Source organism: Actinomycetospora flava (assembly GCF_037400335.1).
GTDB lineage: Bacteria > Actinomycetota > Actinomycetes > Mycobacteriales > Pseudonocardiaceae > Actinomycetospora > Actinomycetospora flava.
In genome coordinates, this window is sequence record NZ_JBBEGM010000007.1 from 78,926 (window position 1) to 98,529 (window position 19,604).

Consider the following 19,604-nt stretch of genomic DNA (forward strand, 5'->3'; position numbering starts at 1 on the left):
CGCCACGCACTCACCTGCCGTCGAGGCGCCGCCCGAGCACGACCGTGTCCTGGCGCGCGTAGCCGAGGCGCTCGTAGAACCCGGCCGCCGCGGCGTTGTCGTCGCGCACCATGAGCTGCACCTTCGGCACGTGCGCGGCGAGCCACTCCTCGGCCGCCCCGACGAGAGCGCGCCCGACGCCGCGCCGGCGGTGGTCGTCGGCGACCGCGAGGTAGTAGAGCCACCCGCGGTGCCCGTCGTGCCCGACCATCACGGTCCCCACGAGGTGCTCGCCCGAGATCGTGGCGAGCACCGTCGACGACGGCCCGTCGAGCGCGCGCCGGAGGTCGGCGTCCGGGTCGTTCCACGGGCGCGTCAGGCCGGCGGCGTGCCAGAGGGCGACCGCGTCGGCGCACCGCTCGCGCGGCAGGGGGACGATCACCGCCGCGACGGTACGGCTCCCGAGGTCTTGCCCACCGGAGCATGCTGAGCCCATGGGGGCACTGGACCGGGCAGGGCTGATGGGCTTCGTCGGCGTCGCGGACCTCGACGCCGCGCAGCACTTCTACGGCGACGTCCTCGGGCTCGATCTCGAGGACGAGCGGCCGTTCGCCCTGGTCGGCGACCTCGGCGGGACGATGCTGCGGATCACCGAGGTCCCCGAGCCCGCGGCCGCGCCCTACACGGTGGTCGGCTGGTCGGTGCCCGACGTCGCGGCGGCCGTCGACGAGCTCACCGCGCGGGGCGTCACGTTCACGCGCTACGAGTCCATGGACCAGGACGAGCGCGGCGTCTGGACCGCGCCGGGCGGCGCCCGCATCGCCTGGTTCCTCGACCCGGACCGCAACAACCTCTCGCTCACCGAGCTCTCGTCATGAGCATCGGGACGACACGGATACTGCACGTCAAGCTGCCAGTGACCGACCTCCAGCACAGCGTCGACTGGTACTGCCGGCTGATGGACCTCGTGCTGTCGTACGAGTTCGTCGAGGACGGCGAGCTGCGCGGCGCCGTGCTGCACTCGCCGGAGGGCGGCTTCAACCTCGCCCTGCGCCTGCGGCAGTACTGCGCGGGGACACCCGACCTGGCGGGCTTCGACGTCGTGGGATTCCACATGACGAGCCGCGAGAGCCTGGCCGGCGTGCAGGAACGCTGCGCCGCCCTCGGCGCCGACTCCACGGGGATCCAGGACCGCGGGCCGCACGAGGCGGTCGTCGACGTCACCGACCCGGACGGGACGCTGCTGCGCTTCTACTGGGCCGACCTCGCCGCGGCGCCGGACGTCTTCCAGGGGCTGGAGTTCCACGGCGACGGCCCGCCGGACCGCGTCACCGAGCCGCGCCTGCGCGCTCCGTCGGTGCTGGGCCGAACATGATTCAGCCCCGTCCTCGCTGGTCAGCGAGTGGACGGGGCTGGTGGTGGCGGGTGAAGGATTCGAACCTTCGAAGCTTTCGCGACGGATTTACAGTCCGCTCCCATTGGCCGCTCGGGCAACCCGCCAGGGTGTGCCACCCCGCGGGATGACGTCGTAGAGACTACAGACCGCGGCTCCGCGACCGTGCAGGCGGGGCCCGACGAGTGTCAGCCGACCCGTCAGGAAGGACGATCATGGCGAACCCCTCGTTCGACGTCGTGAGCAAGGTCGACCGCCAGGAGGTCGACAACGCGCTCAACCAGGCGAGCAAGGAGCTCTCCCAGCGGTTCGACTTCCGTGGGACGGGTGCCGACGTCGCCTGGGCCGGCGAGGAGGCCATCACCATCAGCGCCGAGACCGAGGAGCGCTGCACCGCCGCGATCGACGTCTTCAAGGAGAAGCTGATCAAGCGGGGCATCTCGCTGAAGGCCTTCGACGTCGGCGATCCGGCGATCTCGGGCAAGACCTACAAGGTCACCGGCTCGCTGGTGCAGGGGATCAGCAAGGACAAGGGCAAAGAGATCTCCAAGGTCATCCGGGACGAGGGCCCGAAGGGCATCCAGGCCCAGATGCAGGACGACCAGCTGCGCGTCACCGGCAAGAAGAAGGACGACCTCCAGGCCGTCATCTCCCTGCTCAAGGAGCGCGACTTCGAGATCGCGCTGCAGTTCACCAACTACCGCTGACGCCCGTGGTCGCCGCGGTGCGCGACCGCCGGCCGGGGGACCTCGACGCCCTCGCCGCGGCGCTGGTCGAGGTCCACCGGGTCGACGGCTATCCCGTCGAGGGCGTCGCCGACCCGCACGCCTGGCTCACCCCGCCGGGCACCCTGCACGCGTGGGTCGCGACGGTGGACGGCGTCGTCGTCGGCCAGGCGCTGGCCCGGACCGCGCAGCCGGAGGTCGCGGCCGTCGACGCCTGGGTCCGGCAGGGCGGCGACATCGCCACCACGATCGTCGGGGCCCGCCTGTTCGTCGCCCCGGCCGGACGCGGGCACCGTCTGGGGACGAGGCTCGCCCGCACCCTCACCGACTGGGCCGTGCACCACGCCCTCGACATCGTCGGCGACGTCATGGCCAAGGACACCGCGGCGATCGCGCTCTACGAACGCCTCGGCTGGCACCGGCTCGGGACGACGATGCACGACACCGGCCGCGGCACCCAGGTCCCCGCGTACCTCTACGCCAGCCGGGAGCCGTAGGTCCTCAGACCCGGCGGTGACGCCCGGGACGCGCGTGGCGGACGGCGACGGCTCCCGCGACCGCGGCGGAGCCCATCAGGGCGTACGCGAGGGCGTCGGAGCCCTCGGACGGGCCGGAGCCGTCGCCGGCCGCGACGCCGCCGACGGGGTAGTCGTTCGTGGCCGCGGCCGCGGGGCGGACGTCGACGTCACGGGAGTCGTCCTCGGAGTCGCTGCTGTCGTCGCCGTAGTCGAACGACTCGCAGGCGACCCCGTCGTCGTCGGCGTCGAGGCGCTCGGGGTCGCTCGGGTCGTCGTCGAGGACGCCCTGGGCCTGCGCCTGCGAGGAGAAGTCGGCGCAGTCGCGGTCGTGCGTCGGGGTGGTGCGGGTGGAGGACCCGGACGACGAGGACGACGCCGCCGACGACGCGGACGTCTCATGCGTGGAGCCCGAGGACGACGATCCGTCGGTCAGACCGAGCTCCTCACTCGTCGAGCCGCGGCTCGGCAGGCTCTCGCAGGCGCGCCCGTCACCCTCACGGTCGAGGTTGTTCGGGTCGGACGGGTCGGCGTCGAGGACGTCCTGCGCGTCCTCCTGGTACGAGAAGTCACCGCAGTTCAGGTCGTCACCGGCGGCGAGCGCCATGCCCGCTCCGGGCCCGAACACGCCGAGCAGCGTCAGCGTCCCGAGGGCCGCCGCGCGGGAGCGGCGGGTGCGGCGGGCGGCGCGGTGAGCAGGCACGGAGGGTCTCCTGAGGTGGTGTGGTGGGGCGCGACGTCGCGCTCAGCACCACCGTCGCCGCGGGGTCCGCGGTCGTTATGGCCGATCGGGCGAACCACACGAGAGGGGTCGATCCGGGCGACCGGGACAACCGCGGACGCCCTGGAGCGTCCCTGCTCGGATGCGCCCGGAATCAGGGACGGGCTCAGGGTCTTACCGGAGTCAGCGACGCTCCCGACCGAGCAGAGTCGGGTCATGCCCACCCCGAGGTCGTGGCTCGCCGTCGCCGCGCTGCTCGTGGCGCTGCCGTTCGGCGCGTGGTCCGTCGGGACGCCGCCGGCGCCCGACCCGCCGAGCGCCGAGATCGTCACCGGGACCGTCGGCCAGGAGAGTGCGCCGCGCCCCGTCCCCACACCGGCGCGCGCACCGTCCCCCACGCCCGACCTCGAGCGCGGCGTCGTCCCCGACTCGCCCGCGTGACAGCCGCCCCGCGCGGGTGCCGCGTGGGGTAGGCAGAGCGGCATGAGCGAGCGGATCGTCGTCGTGGGTGGCGGCTTCGCGGGATCGGACGTGGCACGGCGGCTGGAGCGGCGGCGGCCCGACGCGGACATCCGGCTCGTCTGCCCCGACGACTACATGCTCTACCTGCCGCTGTTGCCGCAGGTCGCGGCCGGGCTGCTGCCGGCGCCGGCCGCGGTCGTCTCGCTGTCGCGGCGGCTGCGGCGCACGGTCCTGGTGCCCGGCCGCGCCACGGGCATCGACCTCGACGCCCGCCAGGTGCTCGTCCGCAGCATCACCGGCAACCCCGAGGTCCTGGACTACGACCGGCTCGTGCTGGCGCCGGGCAGCGTCACCAAGGTCATGGACATCCCCGGACTGCGCGAGTACGGCCGCGGCTGCAAGACGCTCGCCGAGGCCGCCTACCTGCGAGACCACGTGCTGGGCCAGCTGGAGGTCGCGAACACCTCCGACGACCCCGACGAGCGGGCCCGGCGCTGCCGCTTCGTCGTCGTCGGCGGGGGCTACGCGGGCGTCGAGACCGCCGCCAACCTGCAGCTCATGACCACCGCGCTCGCGCGGCGCTTCCCGCGCCTCGACCCGGAGCTCGTGCAGTGGCACGTCGTGCAGCACCACGGCGGGCTCATGCCCGGGCTCGGCGACCGGCTCGGCGAGGACACGCGGCGCGTCCTGGAGTCCCGCGGCATCCACGTCGACCTCGGGGTCAGCCTCACCGCGTGCGACGACGAGTCGGTGACGCTGTCCGACGGCCGCCGGCTCGCGACGCAGACACTGATCTGGACCGCCGGCGTCTCCCCCAGCCCGCTCATGAGCCGTCTGGACGCGGCCACCGACCACGGCCGGCTCGTCGTGGGGGCGGACCTCTCGGTGCCCGGACACCCCGAGGTGCTCGCGCTCGGCGACGCGGCGGCGGTGCCCGATCTCGCCACGGGCGGCGGCGCCGTCTGCGCGCCGACCGCCCAGCACGCGTCGCGCCAGGCGGCCGTCGCGGCCGACAACGTCGTCGCGGGCCTCACCGGGCAGCCGACGCGGGAGTACCGCCACCGCGACCTCGGCATGGTCGTCGACCTCGGCGGCACGGACGCCGTCGCGAAGCCGTTCGGCGTCGACCTCACCGGTGGCGTCGCGGCCGCGGTGACGCGGGCGTACCACCTGTGGGCCATGCGCGCCCCGGCCGCGATGGCTCGGGTCGCGTCGGCGTGGGTGCTGTCGGCGCTGCACGGCGCGAGCGCGGTCCGCCTCGGGTTCCTGACGGGCGCGAGCGGGCGGCTCGCCGAGTTCGAGCACACCGACGACTACCTCGACCCCGCCGCGACCCGGGCGGCGATCGCCGACGTGCTCAGGCCTCGCGTGTCTCGAGGGTGACGAGGCGGCGGTCGATGCGGCCGAGCGCGTCCAGGATGCGGTCGAGCTGGGGCATGACCAGCCCCGCCGCGGCGTAGGGCCGCGGGCTCGTGTCGGCCGCGAGCTCGCGGTGGGCGTCGGCGCGCAGCCGGTCGACGTCGACGTCGAGCGCATGCAGGACCTGCGACGCGTCCTCGGCGTCGTCGGCGAGGACGGCGACGAGGAGGTGGCGGACGCCGAGGCTCGGGTCGGCGGACTCGTCGGCCACCCGGACCGCGGCGTCGAGCGCGGCGACGGCGCCCGGGGTGTAGGGCCGGCGGCCGGTCCGCCCGCTCCCGCGCCACCGGATCGCGGCCTCGGCGCGCACGCCGTCGAGGTCGAGCACGTCGAGGAGCCCGCCGCCCCGGTCGCGCTCCTCGCGGGCGAGACCGACGAGGAGGTGGACGGTCCGGACGCGGGCGTCCCCGCCCCGGGCGGCCTCCTGGTCGGCGAGGAGGAACACGCGGGTGACCCGCTCCGTCTGGCGCGCGGCGATCGTCATGTCGACCACCGTCGCGCCCCGGGCCGTCCGCCACCTCAGGGTCGATCCCCGGTCCGTGCCGGGGTCGGTCACCACTCCTTGGCGTAGTAGTAGCTCGGCTCCGTGGCGCCGGGCTCGATGAACGCGTAGCCGTGCGCGGCGTAGAAGCGGCGGGCGTCGACGTCCTCGCCGTCGACGTTGACCTCGACGATCCGGCCGCCGCGCTCTCTCGCGAGCGACTCGACCGCCTCGATCAGCGCGTGCCCGATCCGCCGGCCGCGGCGGTCCGGGCGTACGTAGAGCTCGTCGAGCAGCGCGACCGGCCCGTCGAACCAGACGTTGGGGCGGAACGAGACGACGGCGAGCCCGTCGGGCGGGTCGTCGTGGAGCAACGCGACGAGGTCGTCGCTGCCCAGACGCTGCCGCAGCCGCGTCGTCAGCACGTCGACGCCGGGCGTCGGGGTGTCGAACTCGGTGTTGAAGTCGTGGAGCAGGGTCGCGACGGTCGCCGCGTCGACGGGACCCGCCCGCCGGACGTCACCCACCGGACCCGTACCGGCGGGTGATCACCTCGAAGTGGTGGCCGCCGGGGTCGTCGAAGTACAGGCCCCGACCGCCGTCGTGGGTGTTGTACTGCCCGACCCAGCGCTGCCGGGGGTCGGCCCAGTACGTGATGCCGCGGTACTGCAGCTTCGCGAGGATCACGTCGAAGTCGTCCTCGCCGATGAGGAACGCGACGTGCTGGCCCGGGAAGTCGATCGGCGGGGCGGCGTAGTCGATGGTGAAGGTGTCGTCGACGTCGACGGCGAGGAACGGCCCGGCCTCGTACGGCGCGGGCAGGTCGAGGACGTCGGCGAGGAAGCGGGCGGACTCGCGGGCGTCGTGGGCGGCGAGCGCGAGGTGATCGATGCGAACGGCCATGGGGTGGGTCACTCCAGGGCTCCGGCGCCTCCATCCGCCGGTCTGACACCGGCCCGGACGCGACGCTGCCGGTATCCGACCTTCCCGGCCCCTGGTCGTCAAGCACCGATCGAACGGGCGGATTTCCTGGCCCTATCGGCGTGCTGAGTTGATTCGCCAGCAAGATGCCGCATCGCTCGCACAGCCGGTCAGCCGCCGTTGCGGGCCATGGCCTCGAGGCGGGCGATGCGGTCGTCGAGCGGCGGGTGGGTCGAGAACATGCGCGAGAGGCCCTCGCCGGCACGGAACGGGTTGGCGATCATCAGGTGCGACTGGCTCACCAGCTGCGGGTCCGGCGGCAGCGGGGCGACGGCCGTGCCGTACTGCAGCTTGCGCAGCGCCGAGGCCAGGGCGAGCGGGTCGCGGGTGAGCGTCGCGCCGCTGGCGTCGGCCTGGTACTCGCGGGACCGGCTGATCGACATCTGGATGATCGCCGCCGCGAACGGACCGATGATCGCGACGGCCAGGGTCGCGAGGAAGTTCCGGCTGCCGCCGAAGAGCTGGGCGGCGAGCACGAGGTACGACACGACGCTCGCGAGCGCGCCGGCGACCGAGGAGATGAGGATGTCGCGGTTGTAGACGTGCGAGAGCTCGTGGCCCAGCACACCGCGCAGCTCGCGCTCGTCGAGCAGCGACAGGATCCCGGTGGTGGCGCAGACCGCCGCGTTGCGCGGGTTGCGCCCGGTCGCGAAGGCGTTCGGCGCGTCGGTGGGGCTCACGTAGAGCCGGGGCATCGGCTGGTGCGCGTCGGTCGCGAGCTCGCGGACGATCCGGTACATCACCGGCTGCTCGGCCTCGCCGACCGGGCGGGCGTGCATCGCGCGCAGCGCCAGCCTGTCGGAGAAGAAGTACGAGTAGCCGTTGACGCCCAGCGCGACGACGAGCGCGACCAGCAGCCCGGTGCGCCCGAACAGCGAGCCGATGATGAGCACGATCGCGCTCATCAGACCGAGCAGCGCGGCCGTCTTCAGCCCGTTGCGCACCGGTACCTCCCCTCGCACGGATCCTCCGAGGGGGACAACGACGCCGGCCCGCCGCCCGTTCCCGCTCGTCAGCGGGCCGCGCGTGCCGCCTCGATCACCTCGCGGGAGGCGCCGAGCGCCTCGAGGTCCTCGGGGCGGCCGTGGCGCAGGAAGTGCTCGACGCCCACCTTGAGGAACAGCGCGCGGGCGGTGCCGGCCACCTCCCCGTCGAGCTCGCCGAGGAACGCGACGCCCGAGGTGAAGATCTTGCGATCCACGATGGCGTCGACCCGCGAGCGCAGCCACAGCGTCGTGCCCACGGGCACGGGGCGGCGGAAGTCGGTCTCGAGGCGCGCGGTCACCGCCGACCGCGCGATCTGGGTGTACGCGGTGCCCAGGGCGTCGTCGAACGCCGTCATGAGCATGCCGCCGTGGAGCAGTCCGGGCGCGCCCTGGTGCTCGGCGAGCACGTCGAAGCGGCTGTGCACCGACACCCCGTCGTCGCCGACCCACGACCGGATGCGCAGGCTGCCCGGGACGTCACCGCAGCCGCGGCAGCCCTCGTAGTGCGCGGCGGTCGGCTCGCCCGGCGCGGGCGCCTTGGGGTGCCGCTGCGGGGCCTCGGCGTCCGCGGGCGGCTCGATCGAGATCGGCACCCGCGGCACGTTACCCATGCGAACGACTCCCGGGCCGCGAGCCAGGTCACCCGGACGGCATGCTGAGGCCATGAGCACCGAGTCAGGGTCCAGCTCCGCTTCGCTGCGTGTCCCGGATGTCCGCGTGGAGCGTCTCGACGGCGTGGCGCTGCTCACCGTCTCCGACCCGAAGCGGCGCAACGCCATGACCGCGGCGCTCTCGGAGCGTCTCGTGGCGGTGCTCGCCGAGATCGGCGCCGACGAGTCCGTGCGCGCCGTCGTCGTCACGGGCGACGACGACCCCAAGCCCGCGTTCTGCGCCGGCGGCGACCTCGACGAGCTCGCGGCCGCGGGCGAGGCGGGCCCCGACGCGCTCGAGCACATCTACGCCGGGTTCCTCGCCCTCGCCGAGTGCCCGCTGCCGACGTTCGCCGCGGTCGACGGGCCCGCCGTGGGTGCCGGGCTCAACCTCGCGCTGGCCGCCGACGTGCGCATCGCGGGCGAGACCGCCCGCTTCGAGCCCGGCTTCCTGCGCCTCGGCGTGCACCCCGGCGGGGGCATGACGTGGATGGCGCAGCGGCTGCTCGGCCCGCAGGTGACGACGGCGATGCTGCTCGGCGGCGAGGGCCTCGACGCCGCGCGCGCCGCCGAGCTGGGCCTCGCGCTGCGGGTGGCCACCGGGGAGGGCACGGGCGGGCAGGCGGGAGACGAAGCGGAGCGGAGCTCGACCCGACGATCGGCGGCGGTGACCGAGGCGCTGCGGATGGCGGGGGTCGCGGCGGCGGCGCCGCGCGAGCTCGTCATCGCCACGAAGGCGACGCTGCGGGCGACCGCCCAGCTGACCCGGCACCGCGACGCGGTCGCCGTGGAGGTCGGCCCGCAGCTGGAGTCGCTGCGCTCGGAGGGGTTCCGGGAGGGACTCGCCCGCGTGCGCCAGGCCACGTCGAAGCGATGACGCAGTGCCGTCACCGGGAACACCGGTGGTGCGCGATCGTCCTTTTTCGGTCCAGCCTGTGACCCACGACCAGCCGCCGACCGGTCACGGAGCGGTGAGGTTAGCCTGAAGAGTCCGCGCCTGAGCGGACGGACCACGAGCAGTGCGAAGGGACGGATGGAGCTCGATGAGCACTGATACCGCCGTCGGGCCGCCGAGTCGGGAGGTGCGCCAGACCCATCGGGTCGTCATCCGCTTCGCGGGCGACTCCGGGGACGGCATGCAGCTGACCGGTGACCGGTTCACCTCCGAGGCCGCGGCGTTCGGCAACGACCTCGCCACGCTGCCCAACTTCCCCGCCGAGATCCGTGCCCCCGCCGGGACGCTGCCCGGGGTGTCGAGCTTCCAGCTCCACTTCGCGGACTACGACATCCTCACGCCGGGTGACCGTCCCGACGTGCTGGTGGCGATGAACCCGGCGGCGCTCAAGGCGAACCTCAAGGACCTCCCGCACGGCGGGATCCTCATCGTCAACACCGACGAGTTCACCAAGCGCAACCTCGCGAAGGTCGGTTACGAGTCGAATCCCCTCGAGGACGACTCGCTGGAGCCGTACACCGTGCACCAGGTCGCGATGGCGACGTTGACGCGCGGCGCGCTCGAGCCGACCGGGATGAGCAAGAAGGACGCCGAGCGCGCGAAGAACATGTTCGCGCTGGGCCTGCTGTCGTGGATGTACCACCGCGGCACGGAGGGCACCGAGCAGTTCCTGCGCGAGAAGTTCGCCAAGAAGCCCGAGCTGGCCGAGGCGAACATCCTGGCGTTCCGCGCCGGCTGGAACTACGGCGAGACCACCGAGAGCTTCGCGGTCACCTACGAGGTCGCGCCGGCCCGCCTCGCCGAGGGCACCTACCGGCAGATCACCGGCAACCTCGCGCTGGCCTACGGCGTCGTCGCCGCCGGGCAGCAGTCGAAGCTGCCGGTGTTCCTCGGCACCTACCCGATCACCCCGGCGTCGGACGTCCTGCACGAGCTCTCGAAGCACAAGGGCATGGGCGTCACGACGTTCCAGGCCGAGGACGAGATCGCCGGCATCGGCGCCGCGCTGGGCGCGTCGTTCGGCGGCGCGCTGGGCGTCACGTCGACGTCGGGGCCCGGTGTCGCGCTGAAGTCGGAGACGATCGGCCTCGCGGTGGCCCTCGAGCTGCCGCTGCTGATCCTCGACGTTCAGCGCGGCGGGCCCTCGACGGGTCTGCCGACCAAGACCGAGCAGGCCGACCTGCTGCAGGCCATGTACGGCCGCAACGGCGAGGCCCCGGTGCCGATCATCGCGCCGCAGTCGCCCGCCGACTGCTTCGACGCCGCCCTGGACGCCGTGCGGATGGCGCTGACCTACCGCACCCCGGTGTTCCTGCTCTCCGACGGCGCGATCGCCAACGGCTCCGAGCCGTGGGCCATCCCCGACGTGGCCGACCTGCCCGACCTGACGACGACGTTCGCCACCGAGCCGAACGCCCCCGACGGCTCCGGGGAGTTCTGGCCCTACCTGCGCGACGCCGACACCCTGGCCCGCCCGTGGGCGATCCCGGGCACGGCGGGTCTCGAGCACCGCATCGGTGGCCTCGAGAAGGCCGACGGGCGCGGGACGATCTCCTACGACCCGGACAACCACGACCGCATGGTCCGGCTGCGCCAGGCCAAGATCGAGGGCATCGAGGTCCCCGACCTCACCGTCGACGACCCGACCGGCGACGCCGAGGTGCTCGTCATCGGGTGGGGCTCGTCGTACGGCCCCATCGGTGCCGCGTGCCGCCGCGTGCGGGCCGCGGGGCTCACGGTGGCCCAGGCCCACCTGCGCCACCTCAACCCGATGCCGGGCAACCTCGGCGAGGTGCTGCGCTCGTACCGCCGGGTGGTCGTGCCCGAGATGAACCTCGGGCAGCTCTCGATGCTGCTGCGCGCGAAGTTCCTGGTCGACGCGCACTCGTACACCAAGGTCGCCGGCCTGCCGTTCCAGGCCGAGGAGCTCGCCGGCGTCCTCACCGACGCCGTGAAGGGGGACCTGCCCGCATGACCGCCGTGGAGCTGGGTCAGCCGTCGTTCGGCGGGGGCCTCGATCTCGTCCCCACCACCGACGAGCCGCAGAAGGCCAAGGACTTCACCTCCGACCAGGAGGTGCGCTGGTGCCCGGGCTGCGGCGACTACGCCGTGCTCGCCTCGGTGCGCTCGTTCCTGCCGGAGCTGGGCCTCAAGCGCGAGAACATCGTGTTCGTCTCGGGCATCGGGTGCTCGTCGCGCTTCCCGTACTACCTCGACACCTACGGCATGCACTCGATCCACGGGCGCGCGCCGACGATCGCGACGGGCCTGGCGGTCACGCGCCCGGACCTGTCGGTCTGGGTCGTCACGGGTGACGGCGACGCGCTGTCGATCGGTGGCAACCACCTGATCCACGCGCTGCGCCGCAACATGAACATCACGATCCTGCTGTTCAACAACAGGATCTACGGGCTGACCAAGGGCCAGTACTCGCCGACCTCCGAGGTCGGCAAGGTCACCAAGTCGACGCCGATGGGGTCGGTCGACGCGCCGTTCAACCCGGTGTCGCTGGCCCTCGGCGCCGAGGCGACGTTCGTCGGCCGCGCGCTGGACTCCGACCGCAAGGGCCTCACCGAGGTCCTGCGCCAGGCCGCCGCGCACCGCGGCGCCTCGCTGGTCGAGATCTTCCAGGACTGCCCGATCTTCAACGACGGCTCCTTCGACGTCCTGCGCAAGGGCGACGACGTGGCCGAGCGCCTGATCAAGCTCGAGGACGGCGCGCCCATCCTGTTCGGCAACGAGAACGAGTACGGCGTCGTCCGCTCGGCCGCGGGCGGGCTCGAGGTCGCCCGCGTGGCCGACGTCGGCGAGGACGCCGTGGTCGTCCACCGCGCCGGCGAGCAGGACCCGACGCAGTCGTTCGCGCTGTCGCGGCTGTCGGACCAGGACCTCACGCACACCGTCACCGGTATCTTCCGCAAGGTCGACCGCCCGACCTACGACGACGGCGCGCGCGCCCAGGTCACGGTGGCCACCGAGCAGGCCGAGCAGCGCGGGGACAACCTGCAGGCGCTGCTGTCCGGCAAGGACACCTGGGCGGTCCTGCCGGAGCCCGAGAACGAGCAGTAGCACCGCGCCCGACACCGCGTCCGCCCCGGCGGGCACGGTGTCGGGTGCGGGTCGCGGGTACGCCGCCGCGATCACGGCCTACGCCCTCTGGGGCGTCTCGCCGGCGTTCTGGCCGCTGCTGGCGCCCGCCGACGCGCTCGAGTCGGTCGCGCACCGGGTGGCGTGGACGCTGATCGGCATGCTGGGCGTCATCACGGTCGCCCGGCGATGGGGCGACCTGCGGGGGCTGCCCTGGCGGACCTGGGCGCTGATCACCGCGGGCTCGGTGCTGATCGGCGCCAACTGGGGCACGTACATCTGGGCCACCACCCACGGTCACGTCGTGGACGCCGCGCTCGGCTACTACGGGACGCCGCTGGTGGCGGTGCTGCTCGCGGTGCTGGTGCTGCGCGAACGGCTGCGCCCGGCGCAGTGGGTGGCGATCGGGCTGGCCGTGGTGGCCATGACGGTGCTGACCGTCGGGACCGGGCGGCTGCCGTGGATCACCCTGGTGCTGGCCGTCAGCTTCGGGGTCTACGGGCTGGTCAAGAAGCGGGTGCCGCTCGACCCGATCCCCGGGCTCACCGCGGAGGGCTTCCTCCTGGGCCCGCTGGCGATCGTCTACCTGGTCGTCGTCCAGATCCTGGGCGTCGGGACGTTCACCGGCCACGGCGTCGGGCACGCCCTGCTGCTGGTCGCCGCGGGGCCCGTGACGGCGGTGCCGCTGCTGCTGTTCGCGGCGGGCGCCAAGCGCCTGACGCTGGCGACGCTGGGCGTGCTGCAGTACATCAACCCGACGCTGCAGTTCCTCTTCGGCGTGTTCGTCGCGGGCGAGGCCATGCCGGTCTCGCGCTGGGTCGGCGTGAGCCTCGTCTGGGCCGCGCTGGTCATCTTCACGGCCGATGCGCTCCGCGCACGTGAGCGGAACGGGTCGCCCTGACGACCCGTTTCACTCACCTGGGCGTCAGCCCGTCCTCGCGATCGTGTAGTCGAGCAGGGCCGCGAGGGCGCGGCGGGCGGGGCCGTCGGGCAGGGTGGCGAGCTCCGCGCGGGCGGCGTCGGCGCGGGCGTCGAGGGCCGCGCGCGCCTCGTCGAGACCCCGCGAGCCGCGGAGCAGCTCCAGGGCCTCGCCGACCTCGGGGTCGCCCAGCTCGCGCGTCCCCACGCCCAGCTCGCGCAGGCGAGGCACCTCGGGCCCGTTGCCGGCGAGCGCGTAGAGCACCGGCAGCGTCGCGACGCCCTCGCGCAGGTCGGTGCCCGGGGTCTTGCCCGAGTCGCCCGACGGCGAGGCGATGTCGATGATGTCGTCGGAGACCTGGAACGCGGTCCCGATGATCTCCCCGAACCGGCGCATCGCCGCCACCTGCTCCGGGGTCGCCCCCGCGAACATCGCCCCGAAGCGCCCCGAGGTGGCGATCAGCGAGCCGGTCTTCTCGGCCACGACCGCCAGGTAGTGCTCGACGGCGTCCTCGCCGTCGCGGGCCCCGCGCGTCTCGCGCATCTGGCCCGTGACGAGCTCGGCGAACGTCTCGGCGATGATCCGCACGGCGTCCGGGCCGAGCTGCGAGACGAGCCGCGAGGCGTGCGCGAACAGGTAGTCGCCGGTGAGGATCGCGACGCTGTTGTCCCAGCGGGCGTTGGCGCTGTCGGCGCCGCGGCGCATGACGGCCTCGTCCATGACGTCGTCGTGGTACAGCGTCGCCAGGTGGACGAGCTCCACCGACGTCGCCGCGATCACCACGTCCTCCGACGTCCCGCCCGCGAGCTGGGCGGCGAGCAGCGTCAGCAGCGGCCGGAACCTCTTGCCGCCCGCCTCGATGAGGTGCAGCGACGTATCGGTGACGAACCGGTAGTCGCTGTGCACCTCGCGGCGCAGCAGATCTTCGACGCGGTCGAGGCCGTCGCTCACCGCGGCGGCGAGGTCGGGGTCGGCGATCGGCAGACCGGCGACCTGGGTCAGCGCGGGATTGGGTCCGGACACAGGCCCTAGCCTAAGAAGGACAGGCCGTCGGCCCATCCGAGGACGGCGGTGGGCACGACACCGAGCAGCAGGGTCACCACGACCCCCAGTGTGATCGCCACCGTCGTGAAGGGGCCAGGGACGCTGACGGTCGGACCGTCCGCGGCGGGCTCCGAGAAGTACATCAGCACGATGAGCCGCAGGTAGAAGAACGCCGCCACCGCGCTGACCACCAGGGCCACGATGACCAGCGGCGCCATCCCGTCGGCCAGGGCCGCGGAGAACACCGCGAACTTGGCGGTGAAGCCACTGGTCAGCGGGATCCCGGCGAGCGCCAGCATGAGGAACGTCACCGCGGCCGCGACCACCGGCGACCGCTTCGCGAGCCCCGCCCACGCCGACAGGTGCGTCGCCTCCCCGTCCGAGCCGCGCACGAGCGAGACCAGCCCGAACAGCGCGACGGTCGTGAATCCGTAGGCGAGCAGGTAGAACAGCGTCGCCCCGAGCCCGGCCGGCGTGATCGCCATCGCCCCGAGCAGCAGGAAGCCCGCGTGCGCCACCGACGAGTACGCGATCATGCGCTTGACGTCGGTCTGGGTCAGCCCGAGCACCGCGCCGATCACCATGGACGCGATCGCGACGGCCCACAGCACCCCGCGCCACTCCCACACCGTGGAGCCGAACGCGACGGTGAACACCCGCAGGATCGCGCCGAACGCGGCGACCTTGGTGCAGGCGGCCATGAAGGCGGTCACCGACGTCGGCGCGCCCTGGTAGACGTCCGGGGTCCAGGTGTGGAACGGGCCCACCGACGCCTTGAACATCAGGCCGACGACGAGCAGCGCGAGCCCGCCGAACAGCAGCGAGTCCGGGCGCAGCGAGCCCGCGGCGGCGAGCGAGATGTCGGTGAGCTTCACCGAGTCCGCGTAGCCGTAGAGCAGCGCGAGCCCGTAGAGGAAGAACGCCGACGAGAACGCCCCGAGCAGGAAGTACTTGACCGCCGACTCCTGGCTCATCAGCCGCCGGCGCCGGGCCAGGCCGCAGAGCAGGTACAGCGGCAGGCTGAGCACCTCGAGGGCGATGAACATCGTCAGCAGGTCGTCCGCGGCGCAGAAGACGAGCATGCCGCCGAGCGCGAACAGGACGAAGGGGTAGACCTCGGTCTGGCCCTCGACGGAGTCGCGGACCCGGGCCGCGCGGCTGCGCGTCCCGTCACCGTCGCCGCCCCCGCCGGTGCGCGCCCGGCTCCGGCCGCCGCCGCCGCTGCGGGCGCCGACGGCGACCCGCGACTCGCGCGCCTTCTCCTTCTCCTCGGCCTCGCCCAGGGCCACCGGGTCGGCGACGAACGCCCCGCCCGGCTCGACGGAGCGGTCGGCGAGCAGCAGCACGCTCGGCAGGGCCAGGGCGAGCAGCGTGCCCCACAGGAACAGCGCCGGGCCGTCGACGGCGAGCGCGCCCGCCAGCGTCGTCACGGGCGCCGCGCCGGACGTCGCCCGGACGATCACGGCCAGCAGGCCCGCCACGACGACGGCGAGGGTGAACCCGAGCTGCACACGGCCGCGCACCCGCCACGGGAGCAGGGCCTCGAGCAGCACCGAGACGCACGCCCCGCCGAGCACGATGAGGACGGGCGTGATGGCGCCGTAGTCGACCGACGGCATCGCGGACGTCAGCGGGCTCATCGCGCCACTCCGTTCGGGGTCACGGGGTCGGTCACGCCGACCTCGCTCAACGTCGCCGCCACCGTCGGGTCGAGGACCTCGAGGACGGGACCGGGGAAGAAGCCGAGCACGAGGATCAGCGCGACCAGCGGGGTGAGCAGCGCGACCTCGCCGCGGGTCAGGTCGCCGAAGCGGGCGGTGGTGCGCCGCATCCAGGAGTCGTCGCTCGTGTCGGAACCGGAGTCGTGACCCCCGAGCGTCGCCGCCGACGCCGCGCCAGGGCCGTCGCCGACGACGGCGGTGCCGCGCAGCGGCCCGGTCATCGTGCGCTGGAAGACCCACAGCATGTAGAGCGCGGCGAAGACGATGCCGACGGTCGCGATCACCGTGAACGCGGGCTGGCGCGGGAACGACCCGAGCAGCACGAGGAACTCGCTGATGAACGAGTTGGTGCCGGGCAGGGCGATGGTCGACAGGCCCGCGACGAGGAACATGCCGGCCAGCAGCGGTGCGGCCCGCCCGACCCCGCCGTAGGCGGTCATGTCGGCGGTGCCGCCGCGGCGGATCAGCAGGCCGACGACGAGGAACAGCATCGCGGTCGAGATGCCGTGGTTGACCATGTACAGCGCCGACCCGGCGATCGACTGCGTCGAGAACGCGAAGATGCCGAGCGCGATGAAGCCGAAGTGCGCGATCGACGTGTAGGCGACGAAGCGCTTGAGGTCGGTCTGCGCCGCGGCCAGCAGGGCGCCGTAGAGCACGCCGATCACGGCGAGCGTCAGCACCAGCGGCGCGAGCTCCCGCGACGCGGCCGGGAACAGCGGCAGCGCGTAGCGCAGGAAGCCGAAGGTCCCGACCTTGTCCAGCAGGCCGAGCAGGATGATGCTGCCCGCGATGGGGGCCTCGGCACCGGCGTCGGGCAGCCAGGTGTGGAACGGCACCAGCGGTGCCTTGATCGCGAACGCGGCGAAGAACCCGAGGAACAGCCAGATCTGGGTCGACAGCGGCAGCTCCGCGGCCATCCCCTGCAGCGCGGTCCAGTCGAAGGTCCCCTGGCCGTAGCGGGCCTCGCTGGCGACGAACAGCCCGATCACCGACGCGAGCATGATCAGCCCGCCGAGGAACGAGTAGAGGAAGAACTTCACCGCGGCGTACTGGCGGCGCGGCCCGCCGAAGCGCCCGATGAGGAAGTACATCGGGATGAGCATCGCCTCGAACAGGACGTAGAACAGGAAGACGTCCGTCGCCGCGAAGACGCCGACGAGGATGCCCTGGGTCGTCAGCATCAGGGCGGTGAACCCGGCGCCGGTGCGGCCCGGGGGCAGCTTGTCGGCCGCCGCGAAGACCAGCACGATCGGCACGAGCACCGACAGCAGCGCGATCATCGTCAGCGCGATGCCGTCGAGCCCCAGCGCGAACGACACCCCGAACGCCGGGATCCACTCGACGGAGATCCGGCCCTGGAACCGGGCGGTGTCGGGGCTCGTGGAGAACAGCGACCAGACGACGGCCACGAGGACCAGCGACACCGCAGAGAACCCGAGACCGACGGCGCGGGCGGCCCGGTCCAGGTTCTCGCGGTGCGCCATCACGCCGCAGATCGCGGCGCCGACCAGCGGGACCAGCAGCAGGGCCAGCAGCAGCGCGCTCATCCGGCGCCGCCCACGACGAGCAGGGCCGCGACGAGCACGACGGAGCCTCCCAGGATGGTCAGGGCGTAGGAGCGGACGAAGCCGGTCTGCGTGCGCCGCAGCCGGCCCGACGAGCCGCCGAGCAGCGCGGCGATGCCGTTGACGACACCGTCGACGCCGCGGTTGTCGAGGTAGACCAGCGCCCGCGAGAGCCAGATGCCCGGGCGGGCGATGACGCCCTCGTTGATGGTGTTGGCGAACAGGTCGGCGCGGGCGGCCCGCACGGGCAGGCTGACCCGCTGCGGGCGCTCGACCGGCACCTCGCGGCGGCCGACGAGCACGTAGGCGAGGCCGGCGCCGATGAGCATGACCAGCGTCGCGAAGTAGGGCACCAGGCCGACCGGGAACGCCGCGGGCAGGTCGTGGGGCTCGACGGGCACGCCGATCGAGGCCTCCAGGTAGTGCCCGAGCCGCTCGCCCCCGACGAGGAACGCGCCCGCGCCCACCGACCCGATCGCGAGCAGCACCATCGGCGCCGTCATCGACGCGACGGACTCGTGGGGGTGGTAGTGCTCGGGCGGGTCCTCGAGGTCGGCGCCGTCGATGCGCCGCGGGTGGAGGTCCTTCCAGCGCTCGGGCCCGAAGAACGTCATGAGCATCAGGCGCGACATGTAGAACGCGGTGAGCCCGGCGGCCCCCAGCGTCGCGATGCCGAAGATCCACCCGGCGACGGGGCCCGCGGTCAGCGAGGCCTCGATGATCAGGTCCTTCGTGTAGAAGCCCGAGAGGAACGGGAAGCCGATCAGCGCCAGGAAGCCCGCGGTGAACGTCCAGAACGTCACCGGCATGTGGCGCCACAGCCCGCCGAAGCGGCGCATGTCGGTCTCGTCGGCCATCCCGTGCATCACCGAGCCGGCCCCGAGGAAGAGCCCGGCCTTGAAGAAGCCGTGGGTCAGCAGGTGCGCGAGCGCCGCGGCGTAGCCCACCGGCCCGAGCCCGACGGCCAGCATCATGTAGCCGATCTGGCTGACCGTGGAGTACGCGAGCACCTTCTTGATGTCGTCGTACGCGCAGCCGATGATCGCGCCGATCAGCAGCGTGATCGCGCCGATGATCGTCACCACGAGCTGCCCCACCGGCGCCAGGTTGTAGAGCGGGTTCGAGCGCGCGATGAGGTAGACGCCGGCGGTGACCATCGTGGCCGCGTGGATGAGCGCCGACACCGGGGTCGGGCCCTCCATGGCGTCGGGGAGCCAGGCCTGCAGCGGGAACTGGCCCGACTTGCCGCACGCGCCGAGCAGCAGGAGCAGCGTGATCGCGGTCAGCGTCCCCGGCGAGATCTCCCCGGCGCGGGCGAACACCTCGGCGTACTGCGTGGTGCCCAGCTCGACGAACAGCAGGAAGATCGCCAGCGCGAGCCCCACGTCACCGACGCGGTTCATGAGGAACGCCTTCTTCGCCGCGCTGCCCGCCGACGAGCGCCCGGTGTAGAAGCCGATCAGCAGGTAGGACGCGAGACCGACGCCCTCCCAGCCGAGGTAGAGCGTCACGAATCCGTTGCCGAGGACGAGCACGAGCATCGCCGCGACGAACAGGTTGAGCTGCGCGAAGAACTTGCGCCGGTTCGGGTCGTGGGACATGTAGCCCACGGAGTAGATGTGGATCAGCGACCCGACACCGGTGATGAGCAGCGCGAACGTCAGCGACAGCGGGTCGATCCGCAGGCCGAACTCGACGTTCAGCGCGCCGACGGCGATCCAGTCGTAGATCCCGAGGTCGCGGACCCGCTCCTCCTCGGGCAGGCCGAGCGACCCCGCGAACAGCACGACGGCGACGACGAACGACGCGACGACCGTGGCGACGCCGAGGACGTGCCCCCAGCGGTCGGTGCGACGGCCACCGACGAACAGCACGAGCGCGCCCAGGGCGGGCAGCGCCACGAGGAGCCAGGCCGCGCCCGCGGCGCCCTCGGCGGGGAGCACCTCGGGGAGCGGGGCGGCGGCGGTCACGAGCGACACGTCTCTCTGACCCCTTTCT

Annotated in this window: 21 protein-coding genes and 1 tRNA gene; 10 read left to right on the plus strand and 12 right to left on the minus strand. The window is 73.0% G+C overall.

The window, feature by feature from the left end:
* Positions 1–10 precede the first annotated feature (10 nt).
* A complete protein-coding gene (locus WCD58_RS17460; protein ID WP_337704330.1) occupies positions 11–421 on the minus strand; it encodes a GNAT family acetyltransferase in 411 nt (136 codons plus the stop codon).
* 52 nt (positions 422–473) lie between these two features.
* On the opposite strand from WCD58_RS17460, the gene WCD58_RS17465 reads away from it, so the two are divergent.
* A complete protein-coding gene (locus tag WCD58_RS17465) occupies positions 474–857 on the plus strand; it encodes a VOC family protein (protein ID WP_337704331.1) in 384 nt (127 codons plus the stop codon).
* Complete coding sequence (locus WCD58_RS17470; protein WP_337704332.1) at positions 854–1,354, plus strand: VOC family protein; 501 nt, start codon at positions 854–856, stop codon at positions 1,352–1,354. The genes WCD58_RS17465 and WCD58_RS17470 overlap by 4 nt, the downstream gene beginning before the upstream one ends.
* Before the next feature lie 41 nt (positions 1,355–1,395).
* On the opposite strand, the gene WCD58_RS17475 is transcribed toward WCD58_RS17470, so the two are convergent.
* Positions 1,396–1,479, minus strand: a tRNA-Tyr gene (locus WCD58_RS17475).
* A gap of 108 nt (positions 1,480–1,587) precedes the next feature.
* Between WCD58_RS17475 and WCD58_RS17480 the strand changes: the two genes are divergently transcribed.
* Positions 1,588–2,079, plus strand: a complete 492-nt coding sequence (locus WCD58_RS17480; protein WP_337704333.1) for a YajQ family cyclic di-GMP-binding protein — start codon at positions 1,588–1,590, stop codon at positions 2,077–2,079.
* Positions 2,080–2,084: 5 nt separating this feature from the next.
* The gene (locus WCD58_RS17485) at positions 2,085–2,594 is read left to right on the plus strand and encodes a GNAT family N-acetyltransferase (RefSeq protein WP_337704334.1); all 510 of its coding nucleotides are present in this window, start codon (positions 2,085–2,087) and stop codon (positions 2,592–2,594) included.
* 4 nt (positions 2,595–2,598) lie between these two features.
* Here WCD58_RS17485 and WCD58_RS17490 read toward each other — a convergent pair whose 3' ends face one another.
* Positions 2,599–3,315 carry an excalibur calcium-binding domain-containing protein gene (locus WCD58_RS17490; protein ID WP_337704335.1) on the minus strand — a complete coding sequence of 239 codons (717 nt, stop codon included), beginning with the start codon at positions 3,313–3,315 and terminating at the stop codon, positions 2,599–2,601.
* A 234-nt stretch (positions 3,316–3,549) separates the two neighbouring features.
* Between WCD58_RS17490 and WCD58_RS17495 the strand changes: the two genes are divergently transcribed.
* Both WCD58_RS17495 and WCD58_RS17500 read left to right on the plus strand, forming a co-directional pair.
* Positions 3,550–3,774 carry a hypothetical protein gene (locus WCD58_RS17495; RefSeq protein ID WP_337704336.1) on the plus strand — a complete coding sequence of 75 codons (225 nt, stop codon included), beginning with the start codon at positions 3,550–3,552 and terminating at the stop codon, positions 3,772–3,774.
* Positions 3,775–3,816: 42 nt separating this feature from the next.
* On the plus strand, positions 3,817–5,178 hold the full coding sequence (locus tag WCD58_RS17500) for an NAD(P)/FAD-dependent oxidoreductase (RefSeq protein WP_337704337.1): 1,362 nt from the start codon (positions 3,817–3,819) through the stop codon (positions 5,176–5,178).
* Here WCD58_RS17500 and WCD58_RS17505 read toward each other — a convergent pair.
* From WCD58_RS17505 to WCD58_RS17525, 5 genes are all read right to left on the minus strand, one after another.
* Entirely contained in the window at positions 5,153–5,698 is a 546-nt protein-coding gene (locus tag WCD58_RS17505; RefSeq protein ID WP_337704338.1) for a Clp protease N-terminal domain-containing protein, read from the minus strand. The genes WCD58_RS17500 and WCD58_RS17505 overlap by 26 nt on opposite strands.
* 68 nt (positions 5,699–5,766) lie before the next feature.
* A complete protein-coding gene (locus WCD58_RS17510) occupies positions 5,767–6,222 on the minus strand; it encodes a GNAT family N-acetyltransferase (RefSeq protein ID WP_337704339.1) in 456 nt (151 codons plus the stop codon).
* Positions 6,215–6,598 carry a VOC family protein gene (locus WCD58_RS17515; RefSeq protein ID WP_337704340.1) on the minus strand — a complete coding sequence of 128 codons (384 nt, stop codon included), beginning with the start codon at positions 6,596–6,598 and terminating at the stop codon, positions 6,215–6,217. The genes WCD58_RS17510 and WCD58_RS17515 overlap by 8 nt, the downstream gene beginning before the upstream one ends.
* Positions 6,599–6,786: 188 nt before the next feature.
* Positions 6,787–7,620, minus strand: coding sequence for a zinc metalloprotease HtpX (gene htpX / locus WCD58_RS17520; protein WP_337704341.1), 834 nt, complete (start codon positions 7,618–7,620; stop codon positions 6,787–6,789).
* 68 nt (positions 7,621–7,688) lie between these two features.
* Positions 7,689–8,273 (minus strand): PaaI family thioesterase, encoded by a 585-nt coding sequence (locus tag WCD58_RS17525; protein ID WP_337704342.1) that lies wholly within the window; start codon positions 8,271–8,273, stop codon positions 7,689–7,691.
* Positions 8,274–8,325: 52 nt separating this feature from the next.
* Here WCD58_RS17525 and WCD58_RS17530 point away from each other — a divergent pair, with 52 nt between their 5' ends.
* From WCD58_RS17530 to rarD, 4 genes are all read left to right on the plus strand, one after another.
* Complete coding sequence (locus WCD58_RS17530) at positions 8,326–9,189, plus strand: enoyl-CoA hydratase-related protein (RefSeq protein ID WP_337704343.1); 864 nt, start codon at positions 8,326–8,328, stop codon at positions 9,187–9,189.
* 166 nt (positions 9,190–9,355) lie between these two features.
* A complete protein-coding gene (locus tag WCD58_RS17535; RefSeq protein WP_337704344.1) occupies positions 9,356–11,242 on the plus strand; it encodes a 2-oxoacid:acceptor oxidoreductase subunit alpha in 1,887 nt (628 codons plus the stop codon).
* Positions 11,239–12,336, plus strand: coding sequence for a 2-oxoacid:ferredoxin oxidoreductase subunit beta (locus WCD58_RS17540; protein WP_337704345.1), 1,098 nt, complete (start codon positions 11,239–11,241; stop codon positions 12,334–12,336). Before WCD58_RS17535 ends, WCD58_RS17540 begins: the two co-directional genes overlap by 4 nt.
* A 37-nt stretch (positions 12,337–12,373) precedes the next feature.
* Positions 12,374–13,255 (plus strand): EamA family transporter RarD, encoded by an 882-nt coding sequence (gene rarD, locus WCD58_RS17545; protein ID WP_337704346.1) that lies wholly within the window; start codon positions 12,374–12,376, stop codon positions 13,253–13,255.
* Positions 13,256–13,279: 24 nt separating this feature from the next.
* On the opposite strand, the gene WCD58_RS17550 is transcribed toward rarD, so the two are convergent.
* From WCD58_RS17550 to nuoL, 4 genes are read right to left on the minus strand one after another with little or no spacing between them, the layout of a single operon-like run.
* Complete coding sequence (locus WCD58_RS17550; protein WP_373696237.1) at positions 13,280–14,332, minus strand: polyprenyl synthetase family protein; 1,053 nt, start codon at positions 14,330–14,332, stop codon at positions 13,280–13,282.
* Positions 14,302–15,957: an NADH-quinone oxidoreductase subunit NuoN gene (gene nuoN / locus WCD58_RS17555; RefSeq protein ID WP_337704348.1), complete on the minus strand. Its 1,656-nt coding sequence runs from the start codon at positions 15,955–15,957 to the stop codon at positions 14,302–14,304. The genes WCD58_RS17550 and nuoN overlap by 31 nt, the downstream gene beginning before the upstream one ends.
* A complete protein-coding gene (locus tag WCD58_RS17560; protein WP_337704349.1) occupies positions 15,954–17,588 on the minus strand; it encodes an NADH-quinone oxidoreductase subunit M in 1,635 nt (544 codons plus the stop codon). The genes nuoN and WCD58_RS17560 overlap by 4 nt, the downstream gene beginning before the upstream one ends.
* Entirely contained in the window at positions 17,585–19,576 is a 1,992-nt protein-coding gene (nuoL, locus tag WCD58_RS17565) for an NADH-quinone oxidoreductase subunit L (RefSeq protein WP_337704350.1), read from the minus strand. Before nuoL ends, WCD58_RS17560 begins: the two co-directional genes overlap by 4 nt.
* Positions 19,577–19,604: the final 28 nt, after the last annotated feature.